Source organism: Rhodopseudomonas sp. BAL398 (genome assembly GCF_033001325.1).
GTDB lineage: Bacteria > Pseudomonadota > Alphaproteobacteria > Rhizobiales > Xanthobacteraceae > JARJEH01.
Genome location: NZ_CP133111.1, coordinates 3,223,995 through 3,249,675, shown reverse-complemented (window position 1 = coordinate 3,249,675; position 25,681 = coordinate 3,223,995). Strand labels below are relative to the sequence as shown.

The window sequence follows — 25,681 nt, the reverse complement described above, 5'->3', positions numbered from 1 at the left end:
CTTCGCGGCGCGTTGCGCCGCATCCGGGGCACGGAGCTTTCTTGCGGGGCGCAACTTGACATTGCGGGCAACGGCCCTCCCGCCGCCGGGCAAAACCCCCTAGATTGGCGGCGTCTTCAACCCTTGAGTCGCCGATGCCCGTTCGCCAGCTGCCAGAAACCATCGTCAACCGCATCGCCGCCGGCGAGGTGGTGGAGCGGCCGGCCAGCGTGGTCAAGGAACTGGTCGAGAACGCGATCGACGCCGGCTCCAGCCGGATCGAGATTTTCAGCGATGGCGGCGGGCGGCGGCGGATCGGGATTACCGATGATGGTCTGGGCATGACCCGCGCCGATCTGGCGCTGGCGGTCGATCGCCACGCCACCTCGAAGCTCGACGACGAGGATCTGCTGCAGATCAGGACGCTGGGCTTTCGCGGCGAGGCGCTGCCTTCGATCGGCTCGGTGGCGCGGCTGACGATCACCACCCGCCACGCCGAGGAGCCGCATGCCTGGACCATGGCGGTCGAGGGCGGCGACAAATCGCCGATCGCGCCGGCGGCGCTGAGCCAGGGCACCCGCGTCGAGGTCAGCGACCTGTTCTACGCGACGCCGGCGCGGTTGAAATTTCTCAAGACCGACCGCACCGAAGCGGAAGCCATTCGCGAGGTGGTGCGCCGGCTCGGCATGGCGCGGCCCGATATCGCCTTCACACTGGCCGGCGAGGAGCGCGCACCCGTCACATGGGCGGCGGCGCTGCCGGGCGCGGCCGGCCGCTTGACCCGGCTCGGCGATATTCTGGGCGCGGATTTCCGTGCCAAGGCGATTGAGGTGCGCTCCGAGCGCGAAGGCGTGGTGGTCGAAGGTTTCGCCGCCGCGCCGTCGCTGACCCGCGCCAATGCGCTGGGGCAATATCTGTTCGTCAATGGCCGGCCGGTGCGCGACAAGCTGATCATCGGCGCGGTGCGGGCGGCTTACTCCGACTATCTGCCGCGCGACCGACATCCGGTGGTGGCGCTGTTCGTCACGCTGGATAGCCGCGAGGTCGATGCCAATGTGCATCCGGCCAAGACCGAGGTGCGGTTTCGTAATGCCGGCCTGGTCCGTGCGCTGATCGTGCACGCGCTGAAAGAGGGGTTGGCGCGCGAGGGTCAGCGCAGCGCCGCCAATGGCGGCGGCGCCACCATCGCCTCGTTCCGCCCGGCCTTCACGCCGCGCGGCAATGCCAATTGGGACTGGCGCAGTTCGCCGTCCTATCCGGTCGGCGGCGCGGCGGCCTATGATGCCCAAGGCTTTGCCGAGCGCGCCCAATCGGGTTTCGACGTCGGCGCCCCCAGCGCCGATATTCGCGCCTATGAGGCGCCGGCCGATCTGTTGGATCGGCCGCTCGGCGCCGCGCGCACGCAGATTCACGAGACCTATATCGTGTCGCAGACCCGCGGCGGGCTGATCGTGGTCGATCAGCACGCCGCCCATGAGCGCATCGTCTATGAGCGGCTGAAGGCGTCGCTGGCGCAGAACGGCGTGCAGCGCCAGATCCTGCTGATTCCGGAGATCGTCGAACTCGACGAATCCACCGTCGAGCAATTGACCGCACGCGGCGACGAATTGGCGAAATTCGGCCTGGTCGTCGAATCCTTCGGCCCTGGCGCAGTGGCGGTGCGCGAGACCCCGTCGCTCTTGGGCAAGATCAACGCCGCCGCATTGCTACGCGATCTCGCCGAACACATGGCCGAATGGGACGAGGCGCTGCCGCTGGAGCGCCGGCTGATGCATGTCGCCGCCACCATGGCCTGCCACGGCTCGGTCCGCGCCGGGCGGATTCTCAAGCCCGAGGAAATGAACGCGCTGTTGCGCGAGATGGAATCGACGCCGAATTCCGGCCAGTGCAACCACGGCCGCCCGACCTATGTCGAACTGACGCTCAACGATATCGAGAAACTGTTCGGCAGACGGTGAGGGGGGCGGTGCGGCTTGCGCCTTGCTCCTTATCCCGAGAGCCTGACTGAACAAAAACGACTAACATTAAGCCTGACGGGTCATTGCGAGCCGAGGTCGGCGCGTAGCGCCGTCCGACCGCGAAGCAATCCAGGGTCGCCAAGCAAGGACTGGATTGCTTCGTCGCAAGAGCTCCTCGCAATGACGGCGTTCAAGGCTTGTCACCATGAGGTGCATGGCTCGCCGCACATTGCCGCACAGTCAGTAACAGTCAGTCATTCCGGGGCGCGCGCCCGAAGGGCGAGCGAACCCGGAATCTTGCGACACGGTGAGGCGGCGAGATTCCGGGTTCGCTCGCAGCTGTCGCTGCTCGCGCCCCGGAATGACTCGACAACGTCTCCTGATCAGCCGACGTTCCTGATCCAGCCATGCGTATCGGCGGCGCGGCCGTATTGGATGTCGACCAGCTGCTTGCGCAGGCCCATCGCGATGGGACCGGCTTCGCCGCCATTGATGACGAAATCGCCGCTCGCCGAACACACTTTGCCGATCGGCGAGATCACCGCCGCGGTGCCGCAGGCGAAGGCTTCTTTCAACTTGCCGCTGGCGGCATCGGCGCGCCATTGCTGAATCGTGTAGAGTTCCTCGCGCACCGGCCTGCCGGCTTCCCTGGCCAGCGCGATGATCGAATCGCGGGTGATCCCCGGCAGGATGGTGCCGAGCGGCGGCGTCGACAGCGAGCCGTCCTCGAAGGCGAAGAACACGTTCATGCCGCCGAGCTCTTCGACATAGCGGCGCTCCAGCGCGTCGAGAAACACCACCTGGTCGCAGCCATGCTGGATCGCCTCGGCCTGCGCGCGCAGGCTGGCGGCGTAATTGCCGCCGCATTTGACCGCGCCGGTGCCGCCGACCGCGGCGCGGGTGTAGTTCTCCGACACCCAGATCGACACCGGCGCGGGGCCGCCCTTGAAATAGGAGCCGACCGGCGAGGCGATCACCGCGAAGATGTATTCGGCCGACGGCTTGACGCCGAGGAACACCTCGTTGGCGATCATGAAGGGGCGCAGATACAGGCTGCCTTCGCCGCCCGGGATCCAGTCGCGGTCGATCCGCACCAATTGCTCGACCGCTTCGATGAAGGTCGGCTCGGGCAGCGGCGGCATCGCCATGCGGTCGGCCGAATCCCGAAAACGCCGCGCATTGGCGTCGGGGCGAAACAGATTGATGCCGCCGTCGTCGCGCTTATAGGCCTTGAGGCCCTCGAAAATCTCCTGCGCGTAGTGCAGGACGGCGGTGGCCGGATCGAGCGGGAAATTGGCGCGTGATTCGACATGCGCGCCATGCCAGCCCTTGGCCTGATTGTAGCGGATGATCGCCATGTGGTCGGTGAACACCCGGCCGAAGCCCGGGTCTTTCATCCGTGCCGCGCGGTCGAAGCCGGGAACGGGATTCGCCGCAGGCTTGATGTCGAATGTCAGCCAGACCGAGCCGTCGATCTTGTCGAACGAAACTCCCATGGTCGTGATCTCCTGGATCGGCGGGCGCCGCGCTGTGCGTGGTGGCCGTTTGGTTAGCGTCAAGTCCGGGCCGTTGCCAGCCGGCATTCAGGTCTCGTCCCGACCGGGTCGGGAGACGGGCTTTGGCGGAATGCGCGAAGTCCGGTATGTTCGATCAGGTCGTCCGATCATTGCATGCGAACCGCCGCAAGGTTGTCTTTATCGGGCCGGCCCGGCATCGGCTGCAAGTGATATAGTCTAATATTTCGCTGCGGCCGGCATTTTTGTAACATTGAACCCAAGATATGTCAACATGACTGACATAAATTTCAAAGACGGGTTTTCCCGGCCGGTACCGCTCCCGGCGGAGCCCTCGGCCGAGGTCGCGGCCGCGGTGCCGCGCTGGGACATCATCGAGCTGTTGTTTTTCGCCTATCGGGACTTCGTTGGCGACGCTGACCATGTGCTCGAGGCGTTCGGATTCGGCCGCGCCCACCATCGGGTGATCCATTTCGTCCACCGTTATCCGGGGCTGAAGGTCGCCGATCTGCTCGAGGTGCTGCGCATCACCAAGCAGTCGCTCGGCCGAGTGCTCAAGCAATTGTTGGACGAGGGCTATATCGTGCAAAAGGCCGGCGACAGCGACCGCCGGCAGCGCCTTCTTTTTGCCACCGCGAAGGCCGAGGCGCTGGTGGCCAAGCTCGCGACGCTGCAGACCGAACGCATCAACCGCGCGCTGGACGGGTTCGGGGCGGGCGACGCCGAGGCGGTCGGACGGTTTCTGCGCGGCATGATCGATCGCGACAATCCGGACAAGGTGCTCGCGGCCATCCTGCGGGCCGACGGCGCTAGCGCGAAGGATTGACGGTGACGCAATTTGCAACCCCGACCAAGAAGGCGGCGCAGCCGGCCGATGACGCGCCGCATCTGCTTCTGGTCGATGACGATCGCCGGATCCGGGATCTGCTGTCGCGGTTTCTCGCCGGCGAAGGCTATCGCGTCACCACCGCCAAGGACGCCCGCAGCGCCCGCGCCAAGCTCAGCGGGCTGGATTTCGACCTGCTGATCCTCGACGTGATGATGCCGGGCGAGACCGGGTTCGATCTCGCCCGCGCGATCCGCGCCAATTCGACGGTGCCGATCGTGATGCTGACCGCCCGTCACGAGGCCGACGCCCGGATCGAGGGATTGCAGCTTGGCGCCGACGACTATGTCGCCAAGCCGTTCGAGCCGCGCGAATTGCTGCTGCGGATCGCCAATATCCTGAAGCGCACCACGCCGCAGCCGGCCGCCAAGCCGGAATCGATCGCGTTCGGCCCCTATGTCTATCATCTGGATCGCGGCGAATTGCGTCAGGGTGACGAGATCATTCACCTCACCGACCGCGAGCGCGACATGCTGCGGGTGCTGGCGCTGGCGCCTGGCGAGACGGTGCCGCGCGGCGACCTGACCGGCGTCGGCGGCGGCGCTAATGAGCGCGCCGTCGACGTCCAGATCAACCGTCTGCGGCGCAAGATCGAGATCGATCCCGCCAATCCGCTGTTTCTGCAGGCGGTGCGCGGCATAGGCTATCGCCTCGTCGCGACGCCCTAGGGGACATGATGCGCGCGCGCCAGGGGTGGGAGAAAGTGCTGCGGCTGTCGCGGCGATGGCTTGAGCTGTCGCGGCAAGGGCTCGGTGTGCTCGACCGCTGGCTGACGCCGATCCACCCGGCGATGCGGCGGCTCTCCGCGATCAGCGGCTGGATGGGGCAGCGCTTCAACAATTCCATGCCGAAAGGCCTGTATGCCCGCGTGCTGCTGCTCATCATCGTGCCGATGGTGCTGCTGCAATCGGTGGTGGCGTTCGTGTTCATGGAGCGGCACTGGAACACGGTGACGCAGCGGCTGTCAGCGGCGGTGGTGCAGGACATCGCGGCGCTGATCGACGTCTACAAGAACTATCCGCAGGACAAGGACCGCGCGATGCTGCGCGGCATCGCGCAGAACCGGCTCGGTCTGGTGGTGGATTTTCTCAATCCCGGCGACATGCCGCCGCCGGGGCCGAAGCCGTTCTTCTCGCTGCTCGACCAGTCGATCAGCAAACAGATCAGCAAGCAGATCGCGCGGCCGTTCTGGATCGACACTGTCGGCCGCTCCAATCTGGTGGAAATCCGCATCCAGCTCGACGATGCGGTGATGCGGGTGTTCGCGTTGCGCAGCGCCGCCTACGCGTCGAATTCCGAGATCTTCCTGCTGTGGATGGTCGGCACCTCGACCGTGCTGCTGTTCGTCGCGGTGCTGTTTCTGCGCAACCAGATCCGGCCGATCCTGCGGCTGGCGGACGCCGCCGAGAGCTTCGGCAAGGGCCGCGATGCGCCGAATTTCCGCCCGCGCGGCGCGCGCGAGGTGCGCCGCGCCGCCTATGCATTCATCGAGATGAAAGCCCGCGTCGAGCGCTCGATCGAACAGCGCACCGCGATGCTGGCCGGCGTCAGTCACGATCTGCGCACCATCCTGACCCGCTTCAAGCTCGAACTGGCGCTGATCGGCGACAGCCCGGAAACCGACGGCATGCGTAAGGATGTCGACGAGATGGCGGGGATGCTGGAAGCCTATCTGGCGTTCGCGCGCGGCGACAGCGGCGAACAGGCGCAGCCGACCAATATCCCCTCGGCGCTGGAGGAGTTGCGCGGCGACGCCGAACGCCACGGCCACGCCGCCACCGTGACCTTCCACGGCCAGCCCGAGGTGACGGTGAAGCCCGCGGCGTTCAAGCGCTGCCTCGCCAATCTGGTGTCGAATGCCGCGCGCCATGCCGACGGCATCGCCATCACCGGGCATCGCGATCATCGCTATCTCAGCGTGACGATCGACGATGACGGCCCCGGCATTCCGCAGGAGATGCGTGAGGAGGTGTTCAAGCCGTTCCTGCGGCTCGACGACGCCCGCAACCAGGACGAGGGCGGCACCGGGCTTGGCCTCGCCATCGCCCGCGACATCGCCCGCTCGCATGGCGGCGACATCACCCTGGGCGACAGCCCGATGGGCGGCTTGCGTGCCACCGTGCGGGTGCCGGTATAGGCGTGCGGACGTTGCAGCGAAACGCGCAATCCAATCCGACCTCACCCTGAGGAGCATCGCGAAGCGATGCGTCTCGAAGGGCGAGGGCGGCCCCATCCTTCGAGACGCCCGGCTTCGCCGGGCTCCTCAGGATGAGGCGTCATTTGACGCAGGTGAAAATGACTTCGCCAATTCCCGCGACCGCTCGGCCGCCGCCGCGACGGCGCGGGTCAGCAGCGGCTGGAAGCCATCATCCGCCATCAGCACCGCGAGCGCGGCGGCGGTGGTGCCGCCGGGCGAGGTGACGTTTTGGCGCAACGTTGCGGAGTCGAGTTCCGAGCGATGCAGCAATTCGCCGGAGCCGGCGACGGTGTGGCGCGCCAGCCGGGTGGCGAGCTCCGCCGGCAGCCCGGCTGCGACGCCGGCGCGCGCCAATTCCTCGGCGAGCAGGAACACATAGGCCGGGCCGGAGCCCGAGACCGCGGTGACGGCATCCATCAGGCTCTCGTCGTCGATCCATTCCACCGCGCCGGTAGCGCGCAGCAGCGCGTCGGCGATATCGCGCTGCGCGGCGCTGACGTCGTCTGACGCCACCGCGACGGTGATGCCGCGGCCGATCGCGGCCGGCGTGTTCGGCATCGCGCGGACCACATGGCCGCCGCAGGCGGCCTTGATCGCGGCACTCGGCGTGCCGGCCATGATCGACACCACCAGCGTCTGCGCTCCGACATAGGGCCGCAGCGCGGGCGCCGCCGCTCCGAACATCTGCGGCTTGACCGCCAGCACCAGCGTCGCCACCGCGCCGACATCGGCGGCGGAGGCATTGAACCGGACGCCGCGCGCGGTCAGCGCCCGGATCTCGTCGGAGGGCTGCGGATCGACCACCACGACGTCGCCGGCGTCGAGCCCCTGCGCCAGCCAGCCGGTCAGCAGCGCGCCGCCCATCTTGCCGGCGCCGGCCAGAACGATGGTGCCGCCGCGTTTGGCGAGCGGATGAGAAGCAGTGTTTGTTGTCATCGGAAGTCCTCTGGCCGAAATGACCTGCAAGGCGCCCAGCGCCAGCATCCGTCGCCGGGCTCGACCCGGCGATCCTTCATTTCGTGCGATTATTTGCAGGAGGATGGACGGCCGGGTCAAGCCCGGCCATGGCAGCACAGAGGCGCGTCAGCGCAAGCGCGCCGCTCGATCGGCGCGATCGTGCCGCTACACCAGATTCTTTTTGAGGAAATATCTTTGGCCGCCGCGCGGATAATCGTCGAGCGAGCCGAACACCTCGTAGCCCTGCTTCTCGTAAAATTCGCGGGCCTGAAACCAGTAGGTATCGAGCCAGATGCCGATACAGCCGCGCTGACGCGCGATGTCCTCGGCCTGGGCCAGCACTTTCGACCCCAGATCGTGCCCTCTGAGTTGCTCCGGGATCACGAACAGGTCGACGTAGCACCAATTATAGGCCGTCCTGCCCCACAGCCCGCCGGCCGGCTTGCCGGTCGCCGGATCGGTGATCAGGATCGCGAGCGGCTCGACCCCGGATGGGCCGACGGCGCTATCATTATAGGCGAGCAAGGCCTTTACGACGACGTCGCGATGGCTCTCGTTCGGCTGCTCGGGAACGATGATGGTCGGATGCGGCGGCATTGGCTCAGGCTTCGCCTTCGGTGTCGAACATCGCCGCAGACATCGCTTCGGCGGCGGATTTGCCGGCCCACACTACGAACTGGAACGCCGGGAAATAGCGCTCGCAATTATGGATCGCGGAGACCAGCATGGCCTCACATTGTGCGCTGGTCGCAGTCAAGCCATCCGGTAGTACCAGCGCCTGGCGATACATCACCATCCCGGTATGGGTCCAGATATCGAAATGCCCGACCCACATCTGCTCGTTGATAGAAGCGATCAGTCGCTGCACTTCGGCGCGGCGCGCCGGCGGAATCTTCATGTCGAATGCGCAAGCCAGATGCAGTGCCTCGATCTCGTTCATCCAGGTGAAGGACAGTTGGTAGTCGGTCCAGTCGCCCTTGGAGACGATGGTGATTTCATCCTCGCCGCTACGTTCGAACGACCAGTTGTTCGATGCGGCAATGTCCTCCACCACGGCGAGCGGATTGTTGCGTGAATCGATAGTGCCTTCGAGCATGGACATGCCGAATCGACCTTGCATTTGAATGGTGTTGATACGCACACGGCATGCTGACACGCGCCACAGTCCCGCGCGTCGCTGCGGATCGCAAACCTCGGGCGAGCCCTAGGCTTGCAACACTGAAATGATGTGATTTGCCGAATCCGCGCAACCGTATGGCGGGCCCATCCACAAGCAAAGCGCGGCCCGTCCACAGCTGATCGCAAAATAGCCAGAACAAAACGGAATCGGATTCGCGCGGCGCGAGTCCGGCGTGCGACTTGCAGTCATGCCGAGTCTGCGCCGCGCTTGTGCCGGGCCGGCGGCGCGTCGCGCCGGCGCCGTTAACCTTTGATTCGTCGCCCGCGGCTGGTAGCCTCAAACCACCTCATCTTCGAACAAAGAGCCAGCCGATGACCGACACCGTGTCCGATCCCACCGCGGCGGCGCCCGCCGCCGAGCGAGCGCGCTTCGCCAGGCCGCAACGCGTCGCCTATGTGCAGTCGTCCTGGCATCGCGACATTGTCGGTCAATGCTGGCAGACCTTTGCCAAGGAGCTCGCGGCGCGCGGCGTGGCGTCGTCGCAGCTCGATCTGTTCGAGGTGCCGGGCTCGTTCGAAATTCCGCTGCACGTGCAGCTGCTCGCCAAGACCAGGCGCTACACCGCGATCGTCGCCGCCGGCCTCGTCGTCGATGGTGGCATGCAGGGCTTCGTCGCCCAGACCGTGATCGCGGCCCTGATGGAGGTGCAGTTGCGCACCGAGGTGCCGGTGTTCTCGGCGGTGCTGACGCCGCAGCAATTCGACGCCACCGCCGCGCAGGCGGAATTTCTGCGGGAGCATTTCGCCAATAAGGGCGCCGAGGTCGCCAATGCCTGCGCCGACACGCTGCTCAGCCTGGAACGGCTGCGCAGCCAGGTGGCGGCGGGGATCGCGTGAGCTGACAGGTTTGCGAGGGCGCTTGTGCCCCAGCCATGGTTGTCATTCCGGGGCGTGAGGCCGCAGGCCGAGCGAACCCGGAATCTCGCCATGAGCACGAACTCGCGCGTGGCGATGATCCGCGAGATTCCGGGTTCGCGCGCAGCTTCGCTGCGCACGCCCCGGAATGAGCAGTCAATTCAGAATTGCGAAAATGTCAGTCGAACAGGCTTGAGACCGATTCTTCCGCCGCGGTGCGGGCGATGGCTTCGCCGATCAGCGAGCCGATCGACAGCACGCGGATGTTCGGCGCGTTGACGACTGCTTCGGTCGGCTGGATCGAATCGGTGATCACCAACTCCTTCAGCTTGGAGCCGACGATCCGCGCCGCGGCGCCGCCGCTCAACACGCCGTGGGAAATATAGGCATAGACATCCTTGGCGCCCTTGGCGAGCAGGGCGTCGGCGGCGTTGACCAGCGTGCCGCCGGAATCCACGATGTCGTCGATCAGGATGCAGGTATGGCCGTCGACCTCGCCGATCACGTTCATCACTTCGGATTCGCCGGCGCGTTCGCGGCGCTTGTCGACGATCGCCAGCGGCGCATTGATGCGCTTGGCCAGGCCGCGGGCGCGGACCACGCCGCCGACGTCGGGCGACACCACCGTCACCTTGGTGAGATCGAAATTCTCCTTGATGTCGCGCACCATCACCGGAGAGGCAAAGAGATTGTCGACCGGGATATCGAAGAAGCCCTGGATCTGGCCGGCGTGCAGGTCGAGCGTCATGACGCGATCGACACCCGCATGGGTGATCAGGTTGGCGACCAGCTTGGCGGAGATCGGCGAGCGCGATCCGACCTTGCGGTCCTGCCGGGCGTAACCGAAATACGGCACCACCGCGGTGATGCGGCGCGCCGAGGCACGGCGCAGCGCGTCGGTGACGATCAGCAGCTCCATCAGATGGTCGTTGGTCGGAAACGAGGTCGACTGGATCACGAAGACGTCCGAGCCGCGGACGTTTTCCAGGATCTCGACGAAAATCTCCATATCGGCGAAGCGGCGGACGCTGGCCTTGGTCAGCGGCATTTCGAGCCAGTCGGCGATTGCCTGCGCCAATGTCGGGTTGGAATTGCCGGCGACCAGTTTGATCGAGCCGTTTTTGGCCGACATCGACGCTTTCCCCCGCGGCTTGGTGGACACAACGTTCAGCATATCGGTGGACTCACGAAAACGGGCGCAGTTTGCAAGTGAGGGCATATCAAGGTGGGGCTGCCACTGGCAACCCGTTGGGTCAATTTTACTGCGGATTCGACGATTGTCTGATTAACGCGCCGCTAAACTCAGGGTTGCCGGGCCAAGGCTGTGAGAAGTTGCCGGCGCGTCGGCGCTGGCGACCGCGGTGTTGTTCGGTGTCGGCGCATCGGCGGGCGGCGAGCCGGCGGGCGGGGTGGCGGTGCCGTTGATGATCTCGCTGAGGCCGCTGATTCCGGCCTGCGTGATCCGCCGCAACACCAGATCGTCGGCTTGTGCCCAGGCGTCGCTGCCGGGTTTGCCCGCCGGTTCCATCCCCGACACCCGCAGCGCGCGCTGCTGGTTGCGATCATAGACGTCCCAGACCCAGGCGATATTGGTGCGGCCGCCACGGACCTGCGCCGACAGATAGCTGCGGACCCGGTAGGTGGCTTGGCCTTGGCGCGACACCACCGCGACCCGGCGCAGCTTGGATTCGCTCTCGATCATGCTGACGATGCGATCGAACACTTGCGGCGGCGGACCGTCGATCGATTCGAAGGCGACGGTGGCGCCGCCGGCCAGGCCCGAGGCCGCCGGGCCATCGGTGACGCAGCCGCCGAGCAAGGCGCCCAATCCGCCCAGCGTCGCCAGCAGCAGCGCCGCGCGCGCACCGCGCTGCGCGGACAGACTGGCGGGAGGGCTGCGCAGGGGCATCGATGATTTCCGAATCTTAACGCAAACACCGCGACGATGGATCGGCCTGCGTGGCGGCCTGACCGGCGAAGCGATATCGTTAAAATGCGTTAAGGTCTAGGGCAGGGAAGCGGCAAGGAGCGGTGGAATGACCATGCGGTGTCCTTCGGGTTTCTCGGATCGCTCCGAATTATTTAATTATTTCAGATGATTGGAGGGAGGTCGGCGATGCGCGGGTTTGTCCTGTCAAAATATGGTGCGGTGGCCGACTGCGTCCGGCTCAGCGAGCTCGCCGATCCGGTGGCCTCGGCCGGCCAGCTGGTGGTCGAGATCCACGCCGCCAGCCTCAATCCGATCGACTACAAGCTGATCCGCGGCGATCTGCAACGGATCGCCAAATATCGGTTGCCGCATCCGATCGGCTTCGATGCCAGCGGCGTGGTCCTCTCAGTGGGGTTCGGCGCGACGCGCTTTGCGCCCGGCGACGCCGTCTACTTTCGCACCTCTCGCGAGCACATCGGCACCTTCGCCGAGCAGATCGCGACCGACGAGCGGCTGGTCGCGGCGCGGCCGGCGTCGGTGTCGCATCTGGAGGCGGCGTCGTTGCCGCTGGTCGGGCTGACCACGCTGCAGGGGTTTGCTCGCGCCGGTGCCAAAGCCGGACAGCGCATCCTGATCCAGGCCGGCTCCGGCGGCGTCGGCAGCTTCGCCGTGCAATATGCCCGGCACCTGGGACTGGAGGTCACCGCCACCACCAGCGCCAAGAACGCCGATTTCGTCCGCGCGCTCGGCGCCGATCGGGTCATCGCCTATGACCGCGAGGATTATCGGGCGCAGGGCGCCGTCTACGACATCGTGTTCGACACGCTCGGCGACCAACACACCATCGACGCCTTCAAGGTAGTGACGCGCGGCGGCACGGTGATCTCGCTGAGCGGTCCGCCGGATCGCGATTTCGGCAAGCGCGAGGACACCAGCCTGATGGTGCGGATCGCGGTCTGGCTGATGGGCCGCAAGGTCTATGCCGCGGCCGACCAGGCCGGGGCGGCTTACTGCTGGTACTTCACCGAAGCCAATGGCGATCAGCTGCGCGACATCGCCGGCCTGGTCGATGCCGACGCGATCAAACCGGTGATCGATCGGGTGTTCGACTTCGCGCAATTGCCGCAGGCCATGGCCCATCTGCAAGCCGGCCACGCCCGCGGCAAGGTAGTGCTCAAGGTGAGGTAGCGGCGGCGGTGAACGATCCGCGACGGCGATGACTTCAAATTTGTCGTTCCGGGGCGCGAGGCCGAAGGCCGAGCGAACCCGGAATCTCGGGGCAAGGCAGAGCGCTGAGTGCTTTTCGCAAGATTCCGGGTTCGCTCGCAGCGAGCTGCTCGCGCCCCGGAATGACAGCAATGGAAGCATGTCGTCTCTCTGGCGCGCGCAGCTTGCGCTGCGCCCGCCCCGGAATGACGAACATCATATTTCCCGGCTGTCTGCGTCAGCCTTCCAGCGCAATCGCGTGGACATGGCGGCCATAGTCCGGCTCGTTGCGATGCACCGAGCGGCGATAGCTGTAGAACCGCTCGTCCGGATAGGTATCGAGCCCGGTGTCGTCGATGGTCCGGATGCCGGCGTTTTGCAGCCGCATCCGGATGAAGCCGCCGAGATCGAATTGCGCGTGGCCGGCGCGCGTCGAGGGGACGAAGAACCGGCCATGGTCCGGATCGGCCGCTTCGAAGCGGGCGAGGAATTCGGCGCCGACTTCGTAGCTTGGCTGGCGGATCAGCGGCCCGATCGCCGCGACGATGCGGCCGCGGTCGGCGCCGAGATTTTCCATCGCGGAAATCGCGGATTCCAACACGCCGGTCAGCGCGCCCTTCCAGCCGGCATGGGCGGCGCCGATCACCCGCGCGTCGGGATCGGCCAGCAGCACCGGGCCGCAATCGGCGGCCGAGGCGCCGATCGCCAGACCCGGAGTCCGGGTGACGATGGCGTCGACCTTGGGGCGCGAGGCGGCGTCCCACGGCTCGGTGGCGACCACGACGTCAGGCGAGTGGATCTGATAGGCGCTGAGGAAGCGCTCAGCCGTCACACCCAGCGCCGCCGCCATCCGCCGCCGGTTCTCGGCCACATGGGCGGGGTCGTCATTGGAGCCTATTCCGGCATTGAGCCCGGCATAGATCCCTTCCGAGACGCCGCCGTCGCGGGTGAAAAAGGCGTGACGCAATCCGGGGATCGCTGACAGCAGCGGTGAGGGGATGATCATGGCGCTGCGGCCTCGCTGGCCCGGGTGTCGTCGTCGCTCAGTCCGACCAGGGTCTCGATCGCCGGATCAGATATTCCGATCACCTTGAACATCGATCCCATCCCGCCGCGGCCGCTATCGGTCAGCCGCTTCAGCGCGCCATTGATGTCCTCCGACACTTCATTGCTGGCCTTGGCCATCAGCGTCAGCGCCCGGGTCTCGATGCCGAGCCGCTTGAGGAATTCGCCCTGCGTGACCGGGCCATGCACGCGGGCGCCGACACCCTCGGCGGTGTGTGCCAGGGCTTGAAAATCGACATGGGCGGTGATGTCGGCTTCGCCCGGATTCCGTAAAGGGTCGGCGAAGGAGTGGCGGGCGATCGCCTGCAAGGTGTCGCCGACATCGCTGCGGTCATGGCCGTAATCGATGATCAGCGCGGCGCCGCCCTGGTCGCGGACCCTGCGGGCGATCGCCATGATCTCGGCATCCGGCCGCCACTCGAACACCGCGCCGAGCGGCGACATCCGCACCAATGGCGGCAGCAGCACCTCGAAACGCGCAATAGGCTCGGCCGCGACGCCGAACTGGATGTCACCCTGGTCGTCGATCTCGACGGTGCGTTCGTGCCAGCCGTCGTCGCGCCGCACCGCCTGGTGGATCGGCAGCACGTCGACATATTCATTGGCCAGGATGATCGAGGGGCCGTCCGGGACGTCGTCGAGCGAATCGTGCCAGTGGATGTTCTTGATCCCCGCCAGGGTCTCTTTCTGCTTGTCGCGCAGCACCGGGTTGATCTCCACCAGATGCACGCTCAGCCCCTGATACAGCGGCGGCAGCACCCGCAGCGCCCGCAGCGCGTCGGCCATCATGGTGCCGCGGCCGGGGCCGAGTTCGATCAGCCGCAGCGCGGCCGGCTCGTCCATCGCCTTCCACACCGAGGCCGCCCACAGCCCGAGCAATTCTCCGAACATCTGGCTGACTTCAGGCGCGGTGGTGAAATCGCCCTCGCGGCCGAGCGGGTCGCGGCAGACATAATAGCCGTGTTCGGGATGGGTCAGGCACAGCTGCATGTAGCGCCACACCGGCATCGGGCCGGCGGATTTGATCAGTCTGGCGATGGTTGCCTGCAGCGGCGTGGTGTCGGTCACGTTAGGCCTTGCTGGCTGGGCTGGGGGCGGGATCGTGCGCGGCAGGCGCCGGGCGGGCGCGCTTCCAGGCCACCACAACGATGATCAATCCCGCAATGACCATCGGCGCCGACAGCAGCATCCCCATGGTCAGGCCGCCCCACAGGAAGCCGAGTTGCGGGTCCGGCTCGCGGAACAATTCGCCGATGATGCGCGCCACGCCGTAAAGCCCGATGAAGCTGCCGAGGATCACGCCAGGACGCCTCAAGGCGCCGAGGCGGATCATCAGCGCCAGGATGCAAAACAGCACAATGCCTTCGAGCCCGGCCTCGTACAACTGGCTGGGATGGCGCGGCAGCGGCCCGCCATTGGGAAACACCATCGCCCAGGGCAGGCTGGGGTCGGCGGGGCGTCCCCATAATTCGCTGTTGATGAAATTGGCGATGCGGCCGAGGAACAGCCCGATCGGGCCGACCGCGCAAGTGATGTCGCCGAGCGACGCCACCGACAGCTTGTTCTTCCAGGCAAACGCGAAGACCGCCACCACGCAGCCCATGAAGCCGCCATGGAACGACATTCCGCCCTTCCACAGCTGGAAGATCTCGGCCGGATGCTGGAGGAAGAAGTCCAGATTGTAGAACAGCACATAGCCGGTGCGGCCGCCGAGGATGATGCCGAGCGTCACCCACAGGATGAAATCGTCGAATTGCAGCAGCGAGACCGGCGCCGGGCCGCCCCACAATTTCTGATTCTTGATCAGCGCGCGGGCATAGAGCCAGCCCAGCACGATGCCGCCGATATAGGCCAGCGCATACCAGCGGATCGCGATCGGGCCGAACGCGATCGCGATCGGGTCGAACACCGGAAAGGCGATGGTGAGAAAGGGCATGGCGCGGCTTACGCCGAAAGCCGGCGCCGGTACAGGGCCAGCAGCCGTTCCCAATGCCGTTCGGCAGCCTGTTTGTCGTAGATTGGGCGTTTCGGGAACGCAAAGCCGTGATGCACGCCGGGATAGAGCTCGACCTCGGCGGTGACGCCGTCGGCCTTAAGCGCCGCGCGCAGCGGCTCGATCATCTCCAGCGGCGCCCAGCGGTCGATCTCGGCGCAGGCGACATACAATTCGCCGGAAGCGTTTTTGGCGGTGCGGTGCGGACTGTCGGCCTGGTCGGTCATCAGCTGGGTGCCGTAGATCGAGGCCGCGGCCTTGACCCGCTCGGGAAAATGGACGGCGGCGCTGATCGCATAGCGACCGCTCATGCAATAGCCGACCGCGCCGGCCGGCCCCTTGCTGGCGGCTTGCTGGGAGGCGGCGTAATCCAGCAGCGCCGTGGTGTCCTGCATCACCATCGGGATGGTGAGCGTGGCCATCAAGTCGAACATCCGCTTGCGCTCGGGGGCATCGTCATCACTCGGGATCGGCCCGAGCTCGAACACGTTCGAGCGGTAATACATACTGGGCAGCATCACATAATACCCGCTTGTGGCGAGTCGTCGCGCCATGTCGCGCAGTTCCTCGCGAATGCCGGGCGCGTCCATGTAGAATAGAATGACGGGAAAAGGTCCGTCGCGTTCGGGATGGCTGATGAAGGTGCTGACGCGGCCGTCCTTGGTGGGAATCTCGATTTGCTGGTCGATCATGCGACGTTTCCGATCCTTCTGAGGGGGGCCTTGCGATGGCAGCCGGAAGATCGCAAGGAAAGCGGAAGCTGACAAGCTCGTAGCCTGATTCGATGAAACCCGTTGCGGCCTTGAAGTCGGCCAGCGGGATTGCCATTGTCAGGCCATCGCGGCGTCAGGCGACCGCTATCCGCTGCCTTTGACCGGAGTTCGACCCATGACCCAGACCAACAACCGGCTGTTCGACGAGATCGGGCGCCTGATGAACGACGCCGCCGGCGCCGCCCAGGGCGTCAAGCGCGAGGTCGATACCGTGGTGCGCAACCAGGCCGAAAAATTCCTGCGCGACATGGATCTGGTCAAGCGCGAGGAATTCGAGGTGGTCAAGGACATGGCCCGCCTCGCCCGCGAGGAAAACGAGGCGCTGAAAGCCCGGATCGAAGCGCTCGAAGCCAAGCTCGGCGCCGCGCCGGAGGCCCCGACCGCGATGGTCTGACGGCGGAGCCCTCTGCCTCGGAAGCGGTGCGTCGGCAGAATCCCTCCCCCTTGCGGGCAGGGTCGGCCGAGCGAAGCGGAGGCCGGGGTGGGGGCCGCGCATTGCGCCCGTCACCGTCCCACCCGATCCGACGCTGCGGCCGGACCACCCTGCCCGCAACGGGGGCAAAAATCTCCCCGATTTCCTTGTCATTTCTGCCCTTTGGGGCTAAAAGCCGGCACGTCTGCAGCCCCCGCACCCCTGGAGGCTTGCTGCGACGACCACACGGGCCGCCTTGCGGCCTTTAACTTTTTAGAAAACAAGGACTTAAACGATGGCGACCGTCATGGAATTGAAGGCGACCACTCGTCTGGCAAGCGGCAAGGGGGCCGCCCGGGCAGAGCGTCGCGCCGGCAAAGTGCCCGGAGTGATCTACGGAGACAAGCAGCCCCCGGTGGCGATTTCGGTCAATGAGCTCGAATTGCGCGCGCGCGTTCTGGCCGGCCGGTTTCTCACCACGATTTACGACATCGAGCTCGACGGCAAGAAGCACCGCGTGATTCCGCGCGACGTCCATCTCGATCCGATCCGGGATTTCCCGATCCATGTCGATTTCCTGCGGCTCGGCGTCGGCGCCACCATCCGGGTTAACGTTCCGCTGCATCTGAAGGGCTCGGACATCGCGCCGGGCGTCAAGCGCGGCGGCACCGTCAACATCGTCACCCCTTCGCTCGAGCTCGAAGTCTCGGCCGACAACATTCCGCAGTTCATCGAAGCCGATATCGGCACGCTGGACATCGCGGGTTCGCTGCATCTGTCGGCGATCACGCTGCCGGCCGGCGTCAAGTCGCTGTCGCGCGAGGACATCACCCTGGTGACCATCGTGCCGCCGTCCGGTTACGCCGAAGAGGCCAAGGCCGCCGCCGCGGGTGGTGCCGCGGCTGCGCCGGGCGCTGCTGCTGCTCCGGCGGCAGGTGCCAAGGCTCCGGCGGCGGGCGCCAAGGCTCCCGCGGCTGGTGCGAAAGCGCCGGCGGCTGGTGCCAAGGCTCCGGCTGCTCCGGCTGCGAAAAAGAAGTAAGCCGGCGCGGGACGCCGCGTCATGCGACTGTTTGTTGGATTGGGAAACCCTGGCGCCAAGTACCAGGGCAACCGCCACAATATCGGTTTCATGGTCATCGACGAGATCGCGCGGCGTCATGGCTTTTCGCCATGGCGCCGTCGCTTTCAGGGCGAGACCGCCGACGGCGCGCTCGACGGCGAGCGCGTCACCTTGCTGAAGCCGCTGACCTATATGAACGAGTCCGGCCGCGCCGTGCAGGAGGCCGCGAATTTCTTCAAGCTCGAGCTCGGCGACATCACGGTGTTTCACGACGAGATCGAACTGCCGGACGCCAAGCTGCGGGTGAAGATCGGCGGCGGCATCGCCGGACATAACGGGTTGCGGTCGATTTCGGCGCATGTCGGCAATGAGTATCGCCGGGTCCGGCTCGGCGTCGGGCATCCCGGCGTCAAGGAGCTGGTGCACGGCCACGTACTCAACGATTTCGCCAAGTCCGAGCGGCCCTGGGTCGAGGCTTTGGTCGAGGCGGTGGCGGTCAATGCCGCTTTGGTGGCTGCGGGCCGCGACTCGACCTTTGCCAACAAGGTGCATCTGGCGATGCAGGCCAAGGGATTTTTGGACAAAGGTGACAAGGCAGAGAAGTAAGATTGAGCCCTCCGCTGCACCAAATGTAACACGCCGTCATGGCCGGGCTTGTCCCGGCCATCCACGCCTTGATGGTCAAGGAAGACGTGGATGCCCGCGACGAGCGCGGGCATGACGAACTCTGATTCAGAGGACAGGTCATGGGATTCAAATGCGGTATCGTCGGCCTGCCGAATGTCGGCAAATCGACGCTGTTCAACGCGCTGACCGAAACCGCGGCGGCGCAGGCGGCGAATTATCCGTTCTGCACCATCGAGCCGAATGTCGGCGAGGTGGCGGTGCCGGATCCGCGGCTCGATAAATTGGCTGCCGCCGGCAAGTCGGCGCAGATCATCCCGACCCGGCTGACCTTTGTCGATATCGCCGGGCTGGTGAAGGGCGCGTCGAAAGGCGAGGGTCTCGGCAACCAGTTTCTCGCCACCATCCGCGAGGTCGACGCCATCGCCCATGTGGTGCGCTGCTTCATCGATGACGACATCACCCATGTCGAGGGCAAGATCTCGCCGCTCAGCGACATCGAGACCATCGAGACCGAGCTGATGCTGGCCGATCTCGACAGCCTGGAAAAGCGCGTCGACAACCTGACCAAGAAGGCCAAGGGCGCCGACAAGGACGCCAAGGAACAGCTCGACCTGGTGCAGCGCGCTCTGGTGCTGCTGCGCGACGGCCGTCCCGCGCGCTTTCTCGAGCGCAAGCCGGAAGAGGAGCGCGCCTTCGGCATGCTCGGCCTGTTGACCTCAAAGCCGGTGCTCTATGTCTGCAATGTCGAGGAGGGCGCCGCCGCCACCGGCAATGCGCTGTCGCAGGCGGTGATGGACCACGCCAAGAAGGAAGGCGCGGTCGCGGTGGCGATCTCGGCGAAAATCGAATCCGAAATCGCCACGCTGTCGAAGGAAGAGCGCGCCGAATTCCTCGACACGCTGGGGCTGGAAGAGGCCGGGCTCGACCGGCTGATCCGCGCCGGCTACGAGCTATTGCACCTGATCACCTATTTCACCGTCGGCCCGAAGGAGACCCGGGCCTGGACCATCACCAAGGGCACCAAGGCGCCGCAGGGTGCCGCCGTGATCCATACCGATTTCGAAAAGGGCTTCATTCGCGCCGAGACCATCGCCTATGAGGACTATGTCGCCTTCGGCGGTGAAGCCGGCGCGCGCGACAACGGCAAATTGCGGCTGGAAGGCAAGGAATACGTCGTCGCCGACGGCGACGTGATGCATTTCCGGTTCAATAACTGACGCCCGTCAGCCTGAGCGCCTGACCGCTGAAGCGATCAACAAAACGAGGCCTTCAAGGTCGTCATTGCGAGGAGCACTTGCGACGAAGCAATCCAGTCCTTGCTTGGCGGCCCTGGATTGCTTCGCGGTCGGACGGCGCGATGCGCCGTCCTCGGCTCGCAATGACGAAATCATGTTTGATTCGAGCCCCGCGCGATGCGGTGCTCGATCGAACTCACCACATGTCGGCGCGCGGGCACCTCAGCATCACGAGAAGACGCGCGAAAAATCTACCGCAACTGTCCCTCGTCGCGGATCGCGCCGAGATGTTCGTTGATGCGGAACACGATCAGGATGAACTCCGCGACGATGCGCGAGAACACGATGCCGACGATAACGCTGGCGATGCTGGACAGCACCAGGATGAAGCCGCTGAACGGGCTCACCGCCATCGCGGCCAGGCCCGAGAAAATCCCCGAGATTCCGAACAGCACCATCAGGGCGATCACCAGCCAGTAGAAGGTCTTGATGATCGTCGGGGTGATGAACCGGTCCCATTGAAAAAGGTCGCGAAATTCGAACATCATTGGTCTCCCGGCCGTCGGATTGCGTGGCTTGTGATTGCCTGCAATAACGGCCACAATCAGGCTCCCGCCAGCAAAATGCCATCATGACCCTCAGCTTCGAAGACTTCCCTCCCGGCCATTTCGGCAGCTTTGGACCTCGCCGCGTGACGCGCGAGGAGATCATCGCCTTTGCCAGCGAATTCGATCCGCAGCCGATGCATCTCGACGACGAGGCCGCCAATGCCTCGATGTTGAAGGGGCTGTCGGGGTCGGGCTGGCACTTGTGCTCGATCATGATGCGGATGATGTGCGACGGCTATCTGCTGCGCACCGCGTCGCTGGGCTCGCCGGGCGTCGACGAGATGCGCTGGCTGGCGCCGTTCCGTCCGGGCGACGATCTCACCCTCGATGTCGAGGTGGCGCAGGCGCGGGTGTCGCAAAGCCGGCCCGAAACCGGCATCGTCACCTTCAAATGCAGCGTCCGCAACGGCGCCGGCCAGAAATTGTGCGAGATGGTGTCGCCGATCATCATCCGGCGCCGCGCCGCGGTCGCGGCGAATTAGGGCGGGCTCATGCGTTTCTTCGAAGACATCGTGATCGGCCAGTGCCGCGATCTGGGGTCGTTCACTTTCACGGCCGAGCTGATCAAGGAATTCGCCGCAAAATTCGATCCGCAGCCGTTTCATCTCGACGAGGAGGCCGGCCGCAACTCGCTGTTCGGCGGCTTGGCGGCCTCGGGCTGGCATGTCGGCTCGGTCTGCATGAAGCTGCTGGTGGCCGACCATCAGCGACAGGCAGCCGAGGAGGCCGCGCGCGGCGAGCCGGTCGCGGTCGGCGGGCCGTCGCCGGGGTTTCGCGAGCTGCGCTGGATCAAGCCGGTGCTGGCCGGCGACATTGTGAGCTTTTCCAGCGTGATCGAATCGCTGCGAACCTCGGATTCGCGTCCCGAATGGGGCATCCTGCAGGCTCGGAACACTGGCACCAATCAGCGCGGCGAGGTGGTGTTCTCGTTCCTGGCGACGGCTTTCGTGCCGCGCCGGTCCGGGGTCACCTAAGCGTCGGGGGCGCCGAGTGTGACATTTTAATCAACTCGTCAATTTTTCGACACCGCAACCGCTCCAAAGGCCTTGCCGTTAATATTTTGGACACCTTGCGGGAGCTCTGCTCAATCGAACAACACATCAAGAGGACTTACGACGATGGCTGATAACACGGGGCTGAAACTTGTCGGCCTTGTTTTTGCTTCCGTTACGCTGGCGGTGATGATCACCACTTGCATGGTGGTCAAGGGCTATGCCGACGGCGCTTATTCGTTCGAATCCGCTCCGGCCGTGACGGCGGCGAGCCGCTGATCGCGGCGGCTGGCGGCCAAACGCCCGCCTGCTGCCGGGCCCGGTCCTGACCGCGCAGGTGACGCACCACAAAAAAAACGCAGCCATCTTGCAATGGCTGCGTTTTTTGTGCGCTCCGCAGGAACCGGCGGGATGCCGCGGCGGCTGCGGAATTCGCGGTGTCAGCCTTTGCGAATGCCGTCGGCGGTGCGCTTCCATTGCGCGACATTGTCGGCGATCATCCGGGTGGATTTCATCGCGGCCTGGCTGAGCTGGGCATAGCCGGAAATCTCGCGCTGGACCCGCTGGCCCTCGCTGTGCAGCAGATCGCGCAGCGCTTCGAGCTCGCCCATCAGATTCTCGATTTCGGCCAGCGAGGTTCCGGCCACTCGCTGGATCAGTGAATTGACGTTGTTGACGGTGGCTTCGGCGCCGAGATCGAGCGGAATGTCGGCGTCGGCATTGGCCAAGCCCGGCGTCGGCCGCCGCAGATAGGCGATATCATTGCGGACGAAGTCGCGGATCCCGGCCTCAACCTCGGAGACGGCGGCGAGGTTGTCGTCGACTTCGGATGTTTCGGGCTTCTCGAATGGCGTGGCGTTCATCGGCTGTTCCCCTTGTGGCGATGTGGCAGCGCGGTTGTCCCCGCACAACGATCTAGCCTTACCATCAGCCCGTGCAATTTGACCGCATCGGGGCCAATCTGCGGCGGCAGCTCGGTCTTTCGGCGGATTCGAGCCCAACCGGTGCCCGCCCGGGGCGGCGGGAGCGTTTTCGAGCGAAGTTGGGACCGGTTCGCGTGAAAAAACGTGTCGGACAAAAATCTAGCTCCGGCTCTGATCTATCAGAACCGGAATTGCGCTAGCCGGCGAGCCGCGGCAGGTCGATCGGATTGCCGAGCGCCTGCTCGACCAGATCGAACGTATCAAGCAGCATGCGCATGCTGGTCAGGCGCTGGTCCCTGAACTGCGCGAACAGCGCAAGCCGCACGCTGATCTGCTTGTTGGAGGTCAGCGCGGTCAGCGAATAGCGCATCATCGAGGCAGCCGAATCGACTCCCAGCATGATCGATTCGCGATCGAACCGTTGCACGCGCACGGTGTTGCCGATCTGCGCGCAGACCTCGATTACTTCAGCCTTGCCGTGGCGCACGCCGAGGAATGGGAACATGTCGATCGGCCCATAGATCGCCCAATCAATATTGTCGTCGATAAGGTTGGCGAGTTCGTCGATCCGGCGTTCGTTCAGCGCGCGATGTAACGCGCGCGAAAAACGCCAGAGGCTGTGCTCTGTCATGCGATCAGGCTCTCTGGAACTGAGTTGCAGTCAGCCACTCATGGGCGTCAAAAATGGACGCCGTGGCGGGATGCTGACTATGATAATCGTTAGCTACCAACTAAGCGCATTTTAATAGAATGCAATGTGTTATTGTGCAATGCACAAATGCAAAAAGGCCCCCGCCAGAATGGTTTGTGGCGAAGATGTGGCGGTGGGGGGCCCCGGCGCGGCTAACCGTGCGCTGGTTCCCGTCGGGTCTGCATTTTGACGTCGCGCAGCGGGATCAGCCAAATAGTGTCAGCGGCGCTGATCGCTCCGATGGTCGCGCCGATCGGCGTCAGGGCCGGGTTTTACTGCTATCCAGCGAGCCTGCCGACCCTGGGTTCGCGCGGTCCCTTCGTGGCTGCGGGCGGCGCGGCGCGTCGGCGGCCACTTCGGTGTTGCGGCGTGGATCAGCGCGCTGGCGCCACCGCGCCGAGCGCCAGACCGCAGCCGATTGCCGGCGCTGCGGCGATCAGTGCCGCCAGCGTCGGTTTCAGCGCGGCCCAGCGCGGCGCGATGTCGGATCGACCGGCCTACTTCTTGTTCGGTGCCTGGCCGGACGGCGTCTTCGATGCGGCGAATGGGTTGACGTTGGCGACGCCGCCCTTCTTGGCGTTTTTATCCGCCTTCGGCTTCTTCTTTTCCTTGTTGCTCTTCATCTGACCCTTGGCCATGACGTTCTCCTGCGCACGGGTTGGTGGAATCGGCGCGCAGCGACGTTAGCAACTCCGTCGGCCTTTGTATGGGAATAGACGCGTCCATACCCGCGGCGTGGTCAGGGCAGGGGTCTGCAAAGCGCCGGGGCGCGGCGTCAGTAGCCGTCGGCGGCGAGGAATTCCAGCGCCTGCTCGCGGCTCGGAAAGCGGCCGAGCTCGCGGTAATCCGGCTCGTTCTCGGCGGTCTCTGGCGACCATCGCACCACATAATCGTGGCCGTCGCGTTCGATCAGCGTCGTCAGTTCTTCGGCCAGATGCGGCAACATCTGGCGCGCGCCGCACTGCGGACAATCATCGTCGCACAGGCTCGACCATTGGTCGGTCCATTTGGCTTGGCAGCGCAAGCATTGATAGTGATTGAGAAACCAGGCCATCGCGAGATCCGAATTGGGGGGCGAGAATAGGGATTGCCGTCAACCAAGACAATAAATGCGGCCGCGGCTTGTTCTACCGCAATGGCTCACGCCGTCGTGAATCGGTTGCGGATTTGTAACGAAACGGCGTGCCGCGCACGGCGTTGCCCGGGTGCTGAGGGGGCGACGATTCAGTCCAACAGGAGTACTGACATGAAGCAATCCACCCAGCGATATCTGCCGCTCGCGCTTGCCGCGTCGCTGATGCTCTCCGGCGTCTCAACCGCGTTGGCCGGAAGCATGTCGCGCGCCGATGACAGCATGTCGCATGCGACCACCGGATCCGCCAAAGCCAGCGGCAAGTTGACGCTGTCGGCGGCACAGAACAAGACTTTGTGGAATGATCTCAGCGCCGACGCCAGCAAGCAGAATGCGCCGGCGAGCTTCCTCGGCAATGTCGGCGAGAGGGTGCCGAGCGGCCTCGAGACCCAGGCGCTCCCCGCCAAGGCGGCCAGTGACGTGCCGATGGTGAAGAACTATCACTATGCGATGCTGCAGGACAAAATCGTGCTGGTGAATCCGAAGACCAAGCGGGTCGCCGGGGTGATCCGGCAGTAATCGAAGCGGCCGGCGTCAGGCCGCCGCGACTACGGTCTTTCGTTGTGGCGGCGTCTGCGCCGCCACAACCGCGTCCGGTCGTCATCAGGCTTGGTTCAGGCCTTGGTCTTTGTCGCGGATTTGCCGGCGGCCTTCTTGGGGCGCGGCGCAGCGGCTTTTTTGGTGGCCGGCTTTTTGCCCGTCGGGATCTTGTTGGCCGGGATTTTCTTGGCAGGCTTTTCGGCAGCGGGCTTCTCGGCGCTCTTCTTGGCAGGCGCCAGCGGCTTGGCGGCCGGCGCTTCGGCTGCTTTGCGCAGCGCGCGGGCGTAACTGTCGGCGGCGTTGTCGGCCGAGATCTGCAGCCGCTTGGCGGCGGCGCTGCCTTGCTCCATCGTCGCCGCCGCGATCTGCTTGAAGCGCTGCTTGGCGGCGGCGTCCTTGGCCTTGGCGGCGAGGCCCAGGGCGCGATCGCGCCGCGCCTTGGCGGCGGCCATCAGGGTCTTGTGCTGCTGCTTTGCAAGCTGCCGGATGATGACATCCAGTTCGGCGTCCGCCATTGGTGATTTCCTTGAGATTCGGTCGGGAGGGATGGTTCGATCGACTATGCGGGCGCGGCGTCGAATTGGCAATTCGGGGTTGCGCCTCGGGGTTGCGCGGCGGCGAGCTCGACATCGCGGGCGCCGCGCCTATATCGAGGTCATGGTCAGTCCATCCGTCGTCATTGCCCGGCCGCGTCGCGCCTCGCCAGTGTTGGTTTGCAAGAAATGCTTGTCGCGCGTGGCCGACGGCAAGGCGCTGCGCAAGGCGCTCAAGGCCGAGCTGAAGCGGCGCGGCGCCGCCCAGCACATCAAGCCGCCACGCCTGGTGCAGACCGGCTGTCTCGGCATCTGCCCGAAACGCGCCGCGGTGATCGCCGGCGCCACCACGCTTTCGCGGGGCGAGTTTCTGTTGGCGGCCGATGCCGAAGCCGCCATCGCCGCCGCCGGGATGCTGATGCCGGATCGCTGAGGT

The 25,681-nt window shown here is 65.3% G+C and carries 31 protein-coding genes; 15 read left to right on the top strand and 16 right to left on the bottom strand.

Annotated elements, in window-relative coordinates:
- Positions 1-134 precede the first annotated feature (134 nt).
- Positions 135-1,937 carry a DNA mismatch repair endonuclease MutL gene (mutL, locus tag RBJ75_RS15405; RefSeq protein ID WP_044416422.1) on the top strand — a complete coding sequence of 601 codons (1,803 nt, stop codon included), beginning with the start codon at positions 135-137 and terminating at the stop codon, positions 1,935-1,937.
- Between the two features lie 383 nt (positions 1,938-2,320).
- Here the strand turns inward: mutL and RBJ75_RS15400 are convergent, their stop codons facing one another.
- A complete protein-coding gene (locus RBJ75_RS15400) occupies positions 2,321-3,433 on the bottom strand; it encodes a branched-chain amino acid aminotransferase (RefSeq protein WP_044418078.1) in 1,113 nt (370 codons plus the stop codon).
- 292 nt (positions 3,434-3,725) lie between these two features.
- Here RBJ75_RS15400 and RBJ75_RS15395 point away from each other — a divergent pair, with 292 nt between their 5' ends.
- The 3 genes from RBJ75_RS15395 to RBJ75_RS15385 all read left to right on the top strand — a co-directional run bounded on the left by RBJ75_RS15395 (position 3,726) and on the right by RBJ75_RS15385 (position 6,474).
- Positions 3,726-4,277: a MarR family winged helix-turn-helix transcriptional regulator gene (locus tag RBJ75_RS15395; RefSeq protein WP_044418076.1), complete on the top strand. Its 552-nt coding sequence runs from the start codon at positions 3,726-3,728 to the stop codon at positions 4,275-4,277.
- 2 nt (positions 4,278-4,279) lie between these two features.
- Entirely contained in the window at positions 4,280-5,005 is a 726-nt protein-coding gene (locus tag RBJ75_RS15390) for a response regulator (RefSeq protein WP_152647897.1), read from the top strand.
- 122 nt (positions 5,006-5,127) lie between these two features.
- The gene (locus RBJ75_RS15385; RefSeq protein ID WP_044418082.1) at positions 5,128-6,474 is read left to right on the top strand and encodes an ATP-binding protein; all 1,347 of its coding nucleotides are present in this window, start codon (positions 5,128-5,130) and stop codon (positions 6,472-6,474) included.
- 126 nt (positions 6,475-6,600) lie between these two features.
- Here the strand turns inward: RBJ75_RS15385 and proC are convergent, their stop codons facing one another.
- From proC to RBJ75_RS15370, 3 genes are all read right to left on the bottom strand, one after another.
- Positions 6,601-7,470 (bottom strand): pyrroline-5-carboxylate reductase, encoded by an 870-nt coding sequence (gene proC / locus RBJ75_RS15380; protein ID WP_044418080.1) that lies wholly within the window; start codon positions 7,468-7,470, stop codon positions 6,601-6,603.
- A 186-nt stretch (positions 7,471-7,656) separates the two neighbouring features.
- Complete coding sequence (locus RBJ75_RS15375) at positions 7,657-8,088, bottom strand: GNAT family N-acetyltransferase (RefSeq protein WP_044418072.1); 432 nt, start codon at positions 8,086-8,088, stop codon at positions 7,657-7,659.
- 4 nt (positions 8,089-8,092) lie between these two features.
- Positions 8,093-8,593 carry a YbjN domain-containing protein gene (locus tag RBJ75_RS15370; protein ID WP_044418070.1) on the bottom strand — a complete coding sequence of 167 codons (501 nt, stop codon included), beginning with the start codon at positions 8,591-8,593 and terminating at the stop codon, positions 8,093-8,095.
- Positions 8,594-8,982: 389 nt separating this feature from the next.
- Here RBJ75_RS15370 and RBJ75_RS15365 point away from each other — a divergent pair, with 389 nt between their 5' ends.
- Positions 8,983-9,507, top strand: a complete 525-nt coding sequence (locus RBJ75_RS15365; RefSeq protein ID WP_044418068.1) for a 6,7-dimethyl-8-ribityllumazine synthase — start codon at positions 8,983-8,985, stop codon at positions 9,505-9,507.
- Between the two features lie 196 nt (positions 9,508-9,703).
- Here RBJ75_RS15365 and RBJ75_RS15360 read toward each other — a convergent pair whose 3' ends face one another.
- The gene (locus tag RBJ75_RS15360) at positions 9,704-10,657 is read right to left on the bottom strand and encodes a ribose-phosphate pyrophosphokinase (protein ID WP_044410097.1); all 954 of its coding nucleotides are present in this window, start codon (positions 10,655-10,657) and stop codon (positions 9,704-9,706) included.
- Between the two features lie 153 nt (positions 10,658-10,810).
- The gene (locus RBJ75_RS15355) at positions 10,811-11,434 is read right to left on the bottom strand and encodes a hypothetical protein (protein ID WP_044410071.1); all 624 of its coding nucleotides are present in this window, start codon (positions 11,432-11,434) and stop codon (positions 10,811-10,813) included.
- A 207-nt stretch (positions 11,435-11,641) separates the two neighbouring features.
- Between RBJ75_RS15355 and RBJ75_RS15350 the strand changes: the two genes are divergently transcribed.
- Positions 11,642-12,643, top strand: a complete 1,002-nt coding sequence (locus RBJ75_RS15350; RefSeq protein WP_044410074.1) for an NADP-dependent oxidoreductase — start codon at positions 11,642-11,644, stop codon at positions 12,641-12,643.
- A 256-nt stretch (positions 12,644-12,899) separates the two neighbouring features.
- Here RBJ75_RS15350 and pgeF read toward each other — a convergent pair whose 3' ends face one another.
- Genes pgeF through RBJ75_RS15330 form a run of 4 tightly spaced genes read right to left on the bottom strand, consistent with a single transcriptional unit; the run spans position 12,900 to position 16,411 of the window.
- Positions 12,900-13,667: a peptidoglycan editing factor PgeF gene (pgeF, locus tag RBJ75_RS15345; protein WP_044410076.1), complete on the bottom strand. Its 768-nt coding sequence runs from the start codon at positions 13,665-13,667 to the stop codon at positions 12,900-12,902.
- Positions 13,664-14,794: a class I SAM-dependent methyltransferase gene (locus tag RBJ75_RS15340; RefSeq protein ID WP_044410079.1), complete on the bottom strand. Its 1,131-nt coding sequence runs from the start codon at positions 14,792-14,794 to the stop codon at positions 13,664-13,666. Before RBJ75_RS15340 ends, pgeF begins: the two co-directional genes overlap by 4 nt.
- 1 nt (position 14,795) lies before the next feature.
- Entirely contained in the window at positions 14,796-15,662 is an 867-nt protein-coding gene (gene lgt, locus RBJ75_RS15335; protein ID WP_044410081.1) for a prolipoprotein diacylglyceryl transferase, read from the bottom strand.
- An 8-nt stretch (positions 15,663-15,670) separates the two neighbouring features.
- Positions 15,671-16,411 carry a dienelactone hydrolase family protein gene (locus RBJ75_RS15330; RefSeq protein WP_044410083.1) on the bottom strand — a complete coding sequence of 247 codons (741 nt, stop codon included), beginning with the start codon at positions 16,409-16,411 and terminating at the stop codon, positions 15,671-15,673.
- 196 nt (positions 16,412-16,607) lie between these two features.
- Between RBJ75_RS15330 and RBJ75_RS15325 the strand changes: the two genes are divergently transcribed.
- The 4 genes from RBJ75_RS15325 to ychF all read left to right on the top strand — a co-directional run bounded on the left by RBJ75_RS15325 (position 16,608) and on the right by ychF (position 19,808).
- The gene (locus RBJ75_RS15325; RefSeq protein ID WP_044410085.1) at positions 16,608-16,886 is read left to right on the top strand and encodes an accessory factor UbiK family protein; all 279 of its coding nucleotides are present in this window, start codon (positions 16,608-16,610) and stop codon (positions 16,884-16,886) included.
- 313 nt (positions 16,887-17,199) lie between these two features.
- The gene (locus RBJ75_RS15320; RefSeq protein ID WP_044410088.1) at positions 17,200-17,943 is read left to right on the top strand and encodes a 50S ribosomal protein L25/general stress protein Ctc; all 744 of its coding nucleotides are present in this window, start codon (positions 17,200-17,202) and stop codon (positions 17,941-17,943) included.
- A gap of 21 nt (positions 17,944-17,964) precedes the next feature.
- Entirely contained in the window at positions 17,965-18,570 is a 606-nt protein-coding gene (gene pth, locus RBJ75_RS15315; protein WP_044410091.1) for an aminoacyl-tRNA hydrolase, read from the top strand.
- 140 nt (positions 18,571-18,710) lie between these two features.
- Entirely contained in the window at positions 18,711-19,808 is a 1,098-nt protein-coding gene (ychF, locus tag RBJ75_RS15310; RefSeq protein WP_044410094.1) for a redox-regulated ATPase YchF, read from the top strand.
- A 269-nt stretch (positions 19,809-20,077) separates the two neighbouring features.
- Here the strand turns inward: ychF and RBJ75_RS15305 are convergent, their stop codons facing one another.
- Entirely contained in the window at positions 20,078-20,371 is a 294-nt protein-coding gene (locus RBJ75_RS15305; RefSeq protein WP_044417182.1) for a DUF4282 domain-containing protein, read from the bottom strand.
- A gap of 83 nt (positions 20,372-20,454) precedes the next feature.
- On the opposite strand from RBJ75_RS15305, the gene RBJ75_RS15300 reads away from it, so the two are divergent.
- From RBJ75_RS15300 to RBJ75_RS15290, 3 genes are all read left to right on the top strand, one after another.
- Positions 20,455-20,916 (top strand): MaoC family dehydratase, encoded by a 462-nt coding sequence (locus RBJ75_RS15300; RefSeq protein ID WP_411194526.1) that lies wholly within the window; start codon positions 20,455-20,457, stop codon positions 20,914-20,916.
- A gap of 9 nt (positions 20,917-20,925) precedes the next feature.
- Positions 20,926-21,408, top strand: coding sequence for a MaoC family dehydratase (locus RBJ75_RS15295; RefSeq protein WP_044417168.1), 483 nt, complete (start codon positions 20,926-20,928; stop codon positions 21,406-21,408).
- A 144-nt stretch (positions 21,409-21,552) separates the two neighbouring features.
- Entirely contained in the window at positions 21,553-21,705 is a 153-nt protein-coding gene (locus RBJ75_RS15290; protein WP_044417170.1) for a hypothetical protein, read from the top strand.
- Between the two features lie 161 nt (positions 21,706-21,866).
- Here RBJ75_RS15290 and RBJ75_RS15285 read toward each other — a convergent pair whose 3' ends face one another.
- The 4 genes from RBJ75_RS15285 to RBJ75_RS15270 form a co-directional block, all read right to left on the bottom strand.
- On the bottom strand, positions 21,867-22,289 hold the full coding sequence (locus tag RBJ75_RS15285) for a hypothetical protein (RefSeq protein WP_044417171.1): 423 nt from the start codon (positions 22,287-22,289) through the stop codon (positions 21,867-21,869).
- A gap of 256 nt (positions 22,290-22,545) precedes the next feature.
- A complete protein-coding gene (locus RBJ75_RS15280; protein ID WP_044417172.1) occupies positions 22,546-22,980 on the bottom strand; it encodes a nuclear transport factor 2 family protein in 435 nt (144 codons plus the stop codon).
- A gap of 557 nt (positions 22,981-23,537) precedes the next feature.
- A complete protein-coding gene (locus RBJ75_RS15275) occupies positions 23,538-23,678 on the bottom strand; it encodes a hypothetical protein (protein WP_173427394.1) in 141 nt (46 codons plus the stop codon).
- 137 nt (positions 23,679-23,815) lie between these two features.
- Positions 23,816-24,094, bottom strand: coding sequence for a hypothetical protein (locus RBJ75_RS15270; RefSeq protein ID WP_044417178.1), 279 nt, complete (start codon positions 24,092-24,094; stop codon positions 23,816-23,818).
- A 192-nt stretch (positions 24,095-24,286) separates the two neighbouring features.
- On the opposite strand from RBJ75_RS15270, the gene RBJ75_RS15265 reads away from it, so the two are divergent.
- Positions 24,287-24,691 carry a DUF1236 domain-containing protein gene (locus RBJ75_RS15265; protein WP_044417180.1) on the top strand — a complete coding sequence of 135 codons (405 nt, stop codon included), beginning with the start codon at positions 24,287-24,289 and terminating at the stop codon, positions 24,689-24,691.
- A 95-nt stretch (positions 24,692-24,786) separates the two neighbouring features.
- On the opposite strand, the gene RBJ75_RS15260 is transcribed toward RBJ75_RS15265, so the two are convergent.
- Positions 24,787-25,227 (bottom strand): hypothetical protein, encoded by a 441-nt coding sequence (locus RBJ75_RS15260; protein WP_276156520.1) that lies wholly within the window; start codon positions 25,225-25,227, stop codon positions 24,787-24,789.
- A gap of 211 nt (positions 25,228-25,438) precedes the next feature.
- On the opposite strand from RBJ75_RS15260, the gene RBJ75_RS15255 reads away from it, so the two are divergent.
- Complete coding sequence (locus tag RBJ75_RS15255; RefSeq protein WP_317528494.1) at positions 25,439-25,678, top strand: (2Fe-2S) ferredoxin domain-containing protein; 240 nt, start codon at positions 25,439-25,441, stop codon at positions 25,676-25,678.
- Positions 25,679-25,681 lie beyond the last annotated feature (3 nt).

Coding starts and splice junctions, on each gene's coding strand:
- pgeF (WP_044410076.1), bottom strand. CDS start 13,667: ATGATCATCCCCTCACCGCTGCTGTCAGCGATCCCCGGATTGCGTCAC.
- RBJ75_RS15365 (WP_044418068.1), top strand. CDS start 8,983: ATGACCGACACCGTGTCCGATCCCACCGCGGCGGCGCCCGCCGCCGAG.
- RBJ75_RS15265 (WP_044417180.1), top strand. CDS start 24,287: ATGAAGCAATCCACCCAGCGATATCTGCCGCTCGCGCTTGCCGCGTCG.
- RBJ75_RS15370 (WP_044418070.1), bottom strand. CDS start 8,593: ATGTCCATGCTCGAAGGCACTATCGATTCACGCAACAATCCGCTCGCC.
- RBJ75_RS15350 (WP_044410074.1), top strand. CDS start 11,642: ATGCGCGGGTTTGTCCTGTCAAAATATGGTGCGGTGGCCGACTGCGTC.
- RBJ75_RS15355 (WP_044410071.1), bottom strand. CDS start 11,434: ATGCCCCTGCGCAGCCCTCCCGCCAGTCTGTCCGCGCAGCGCGGTGCG.
- RBJ75_RS15395 (WP_044418076.1), top strand. CDS start 3,726: ATGACTGACATAAATTTCAAAGACGGGTTTTCCCGGCCGGTACCGCTC.
- RBJ75_RS15280 (WP_044417172.1), bottom strand. CDS start 22,980: ATGACAGAGCACAGCCTCTGGCGTTTTTCGCGCGCGTTACATCGCGCG.
- pth (WP_044410091.1), top strand. CDS start 17,965: ATGCGACTGTTTGTTGGATTGGGAAACCCTGGCGCCAAGTACCAGGGC.
- RBJ75_RS15285 (WP_044417171.1), bottom strand. CDS start 22,289: ATGAACGCCACGCCATTCGAGAAGCCCGAAACATCCGAAGTCGACGAC.
- ychF (WP_044410094.1), top strand. CDS start 18,711: ATGGGATTCAAATGCGGTATCGTCGGCCTGCCGAATGTCGGCAAATCG.
- RBJ75_RS15270 (WP_044417178.1), bottom strand. CDS start 24,094: ATGGCCTGGTTTCTCAATCACTATCAATGCTTGCGCTGCCAAGCCAAA.
- RBJ75_RS15275 (WP_173427394.1), bottom strand. CDS start 23,678: ATGGCCAAGGGTCAGATGAAGAGCAACAAGGAAAAGAAGAAGCCGAAG.
- RBJ75_RS15375 (WP_044418072.1), bottom strand. CDS start 8,088: ATGCCGCCGCATCCGACCATCATCGTTCCCGAGCAGCCGAACGAGAGC.
- RBJ75_RS15305 (WP_044417182.1), bottom strand. CDS start 20,371: ATGTTCGAATTTCGCGACCTTTTTCAATGGGACCGGTTCATCACCCCG.
- RBJ75_RS15260 (WP_276156520.1), bottom strand. CDS start 25,227: ATGGCGGACGCCGAACTGGATGTCATCATCCGGCAGCTTGCAAAGCAG.
- RBJ75_RS15295 (WP_044417168.1), top strand. CDS start 20,926: ATGCGTTTCTTCGAAGACATCGTGATCGGCCAGTGCCGCGATCTGGGG.
- RBJ75_RS15290 (WP_044417170.1), top strand. CDS start 21,553: ATGGCTGATAACACGGGGCTGAAACTTGTCGGCCTTGTTTTTGCTTCC.
- RBJ75_RS15320 (WP_044410088.1), top strand. CDS start 17,200: ATGGCGACCGTCATGGAATTGAAGGCGACCACTCGTCTGGCAAGCGGC.
- lgt (WP_044410081.1), bottom strand. CDS start 15,662: ATGCCCTTTCTCACCATCGCCTTTCCGGTGTTCGACCCGATCGCGATC.
- RBJ75_RS15400 (WP_044418078.1), bottom strand. CDS start 3,433: ATGGGAGTTTCGTTCGACAAGATCGACGGCTCGGTCTGGCTGACATTC.
- RBJ75_RS15325 (WP_044410085.1), top strand. CDS start 16,608: ATGACCCAGACCAACAACCGGCTGTTCGACGAGATCGGGCGCCTGATG.
- RBJ75_RS15330 (WP_044410083.1), bottom strand. CDS start 16,411: ATGATCGACCAGCAAATCGAGATTCCCACCAAGGACGGCCGCGTCAGC.
- RBJ75_RS15385 (WP_044418082.1), top strand. CDS start 5,128: ATGCGGCGGCTCTCCGCGATCAGCGGCTGGATGGGGCAGCGCTTCAAC.
- RBJ75_RS15360 (WP_044410097.1), bottom strand. CDS start 10,657: ATGTCGGCCAAAAACGGCTCGATCAAACTGGTCGCCGGCAATTCCAAC.
- mutL (WP_044416422.1), top strand. CDS start 135: ATGCCCGTTCGCCAGCTGCCAGAAACCATCGTCAACCGCATCGCCGCC.
- proC (WP_044418080.1), bottom strand. CDS start 7,470: ATGACAACAAACACTGCTTCTCATCCGCTCGCCAAACGCGGCGGCACC.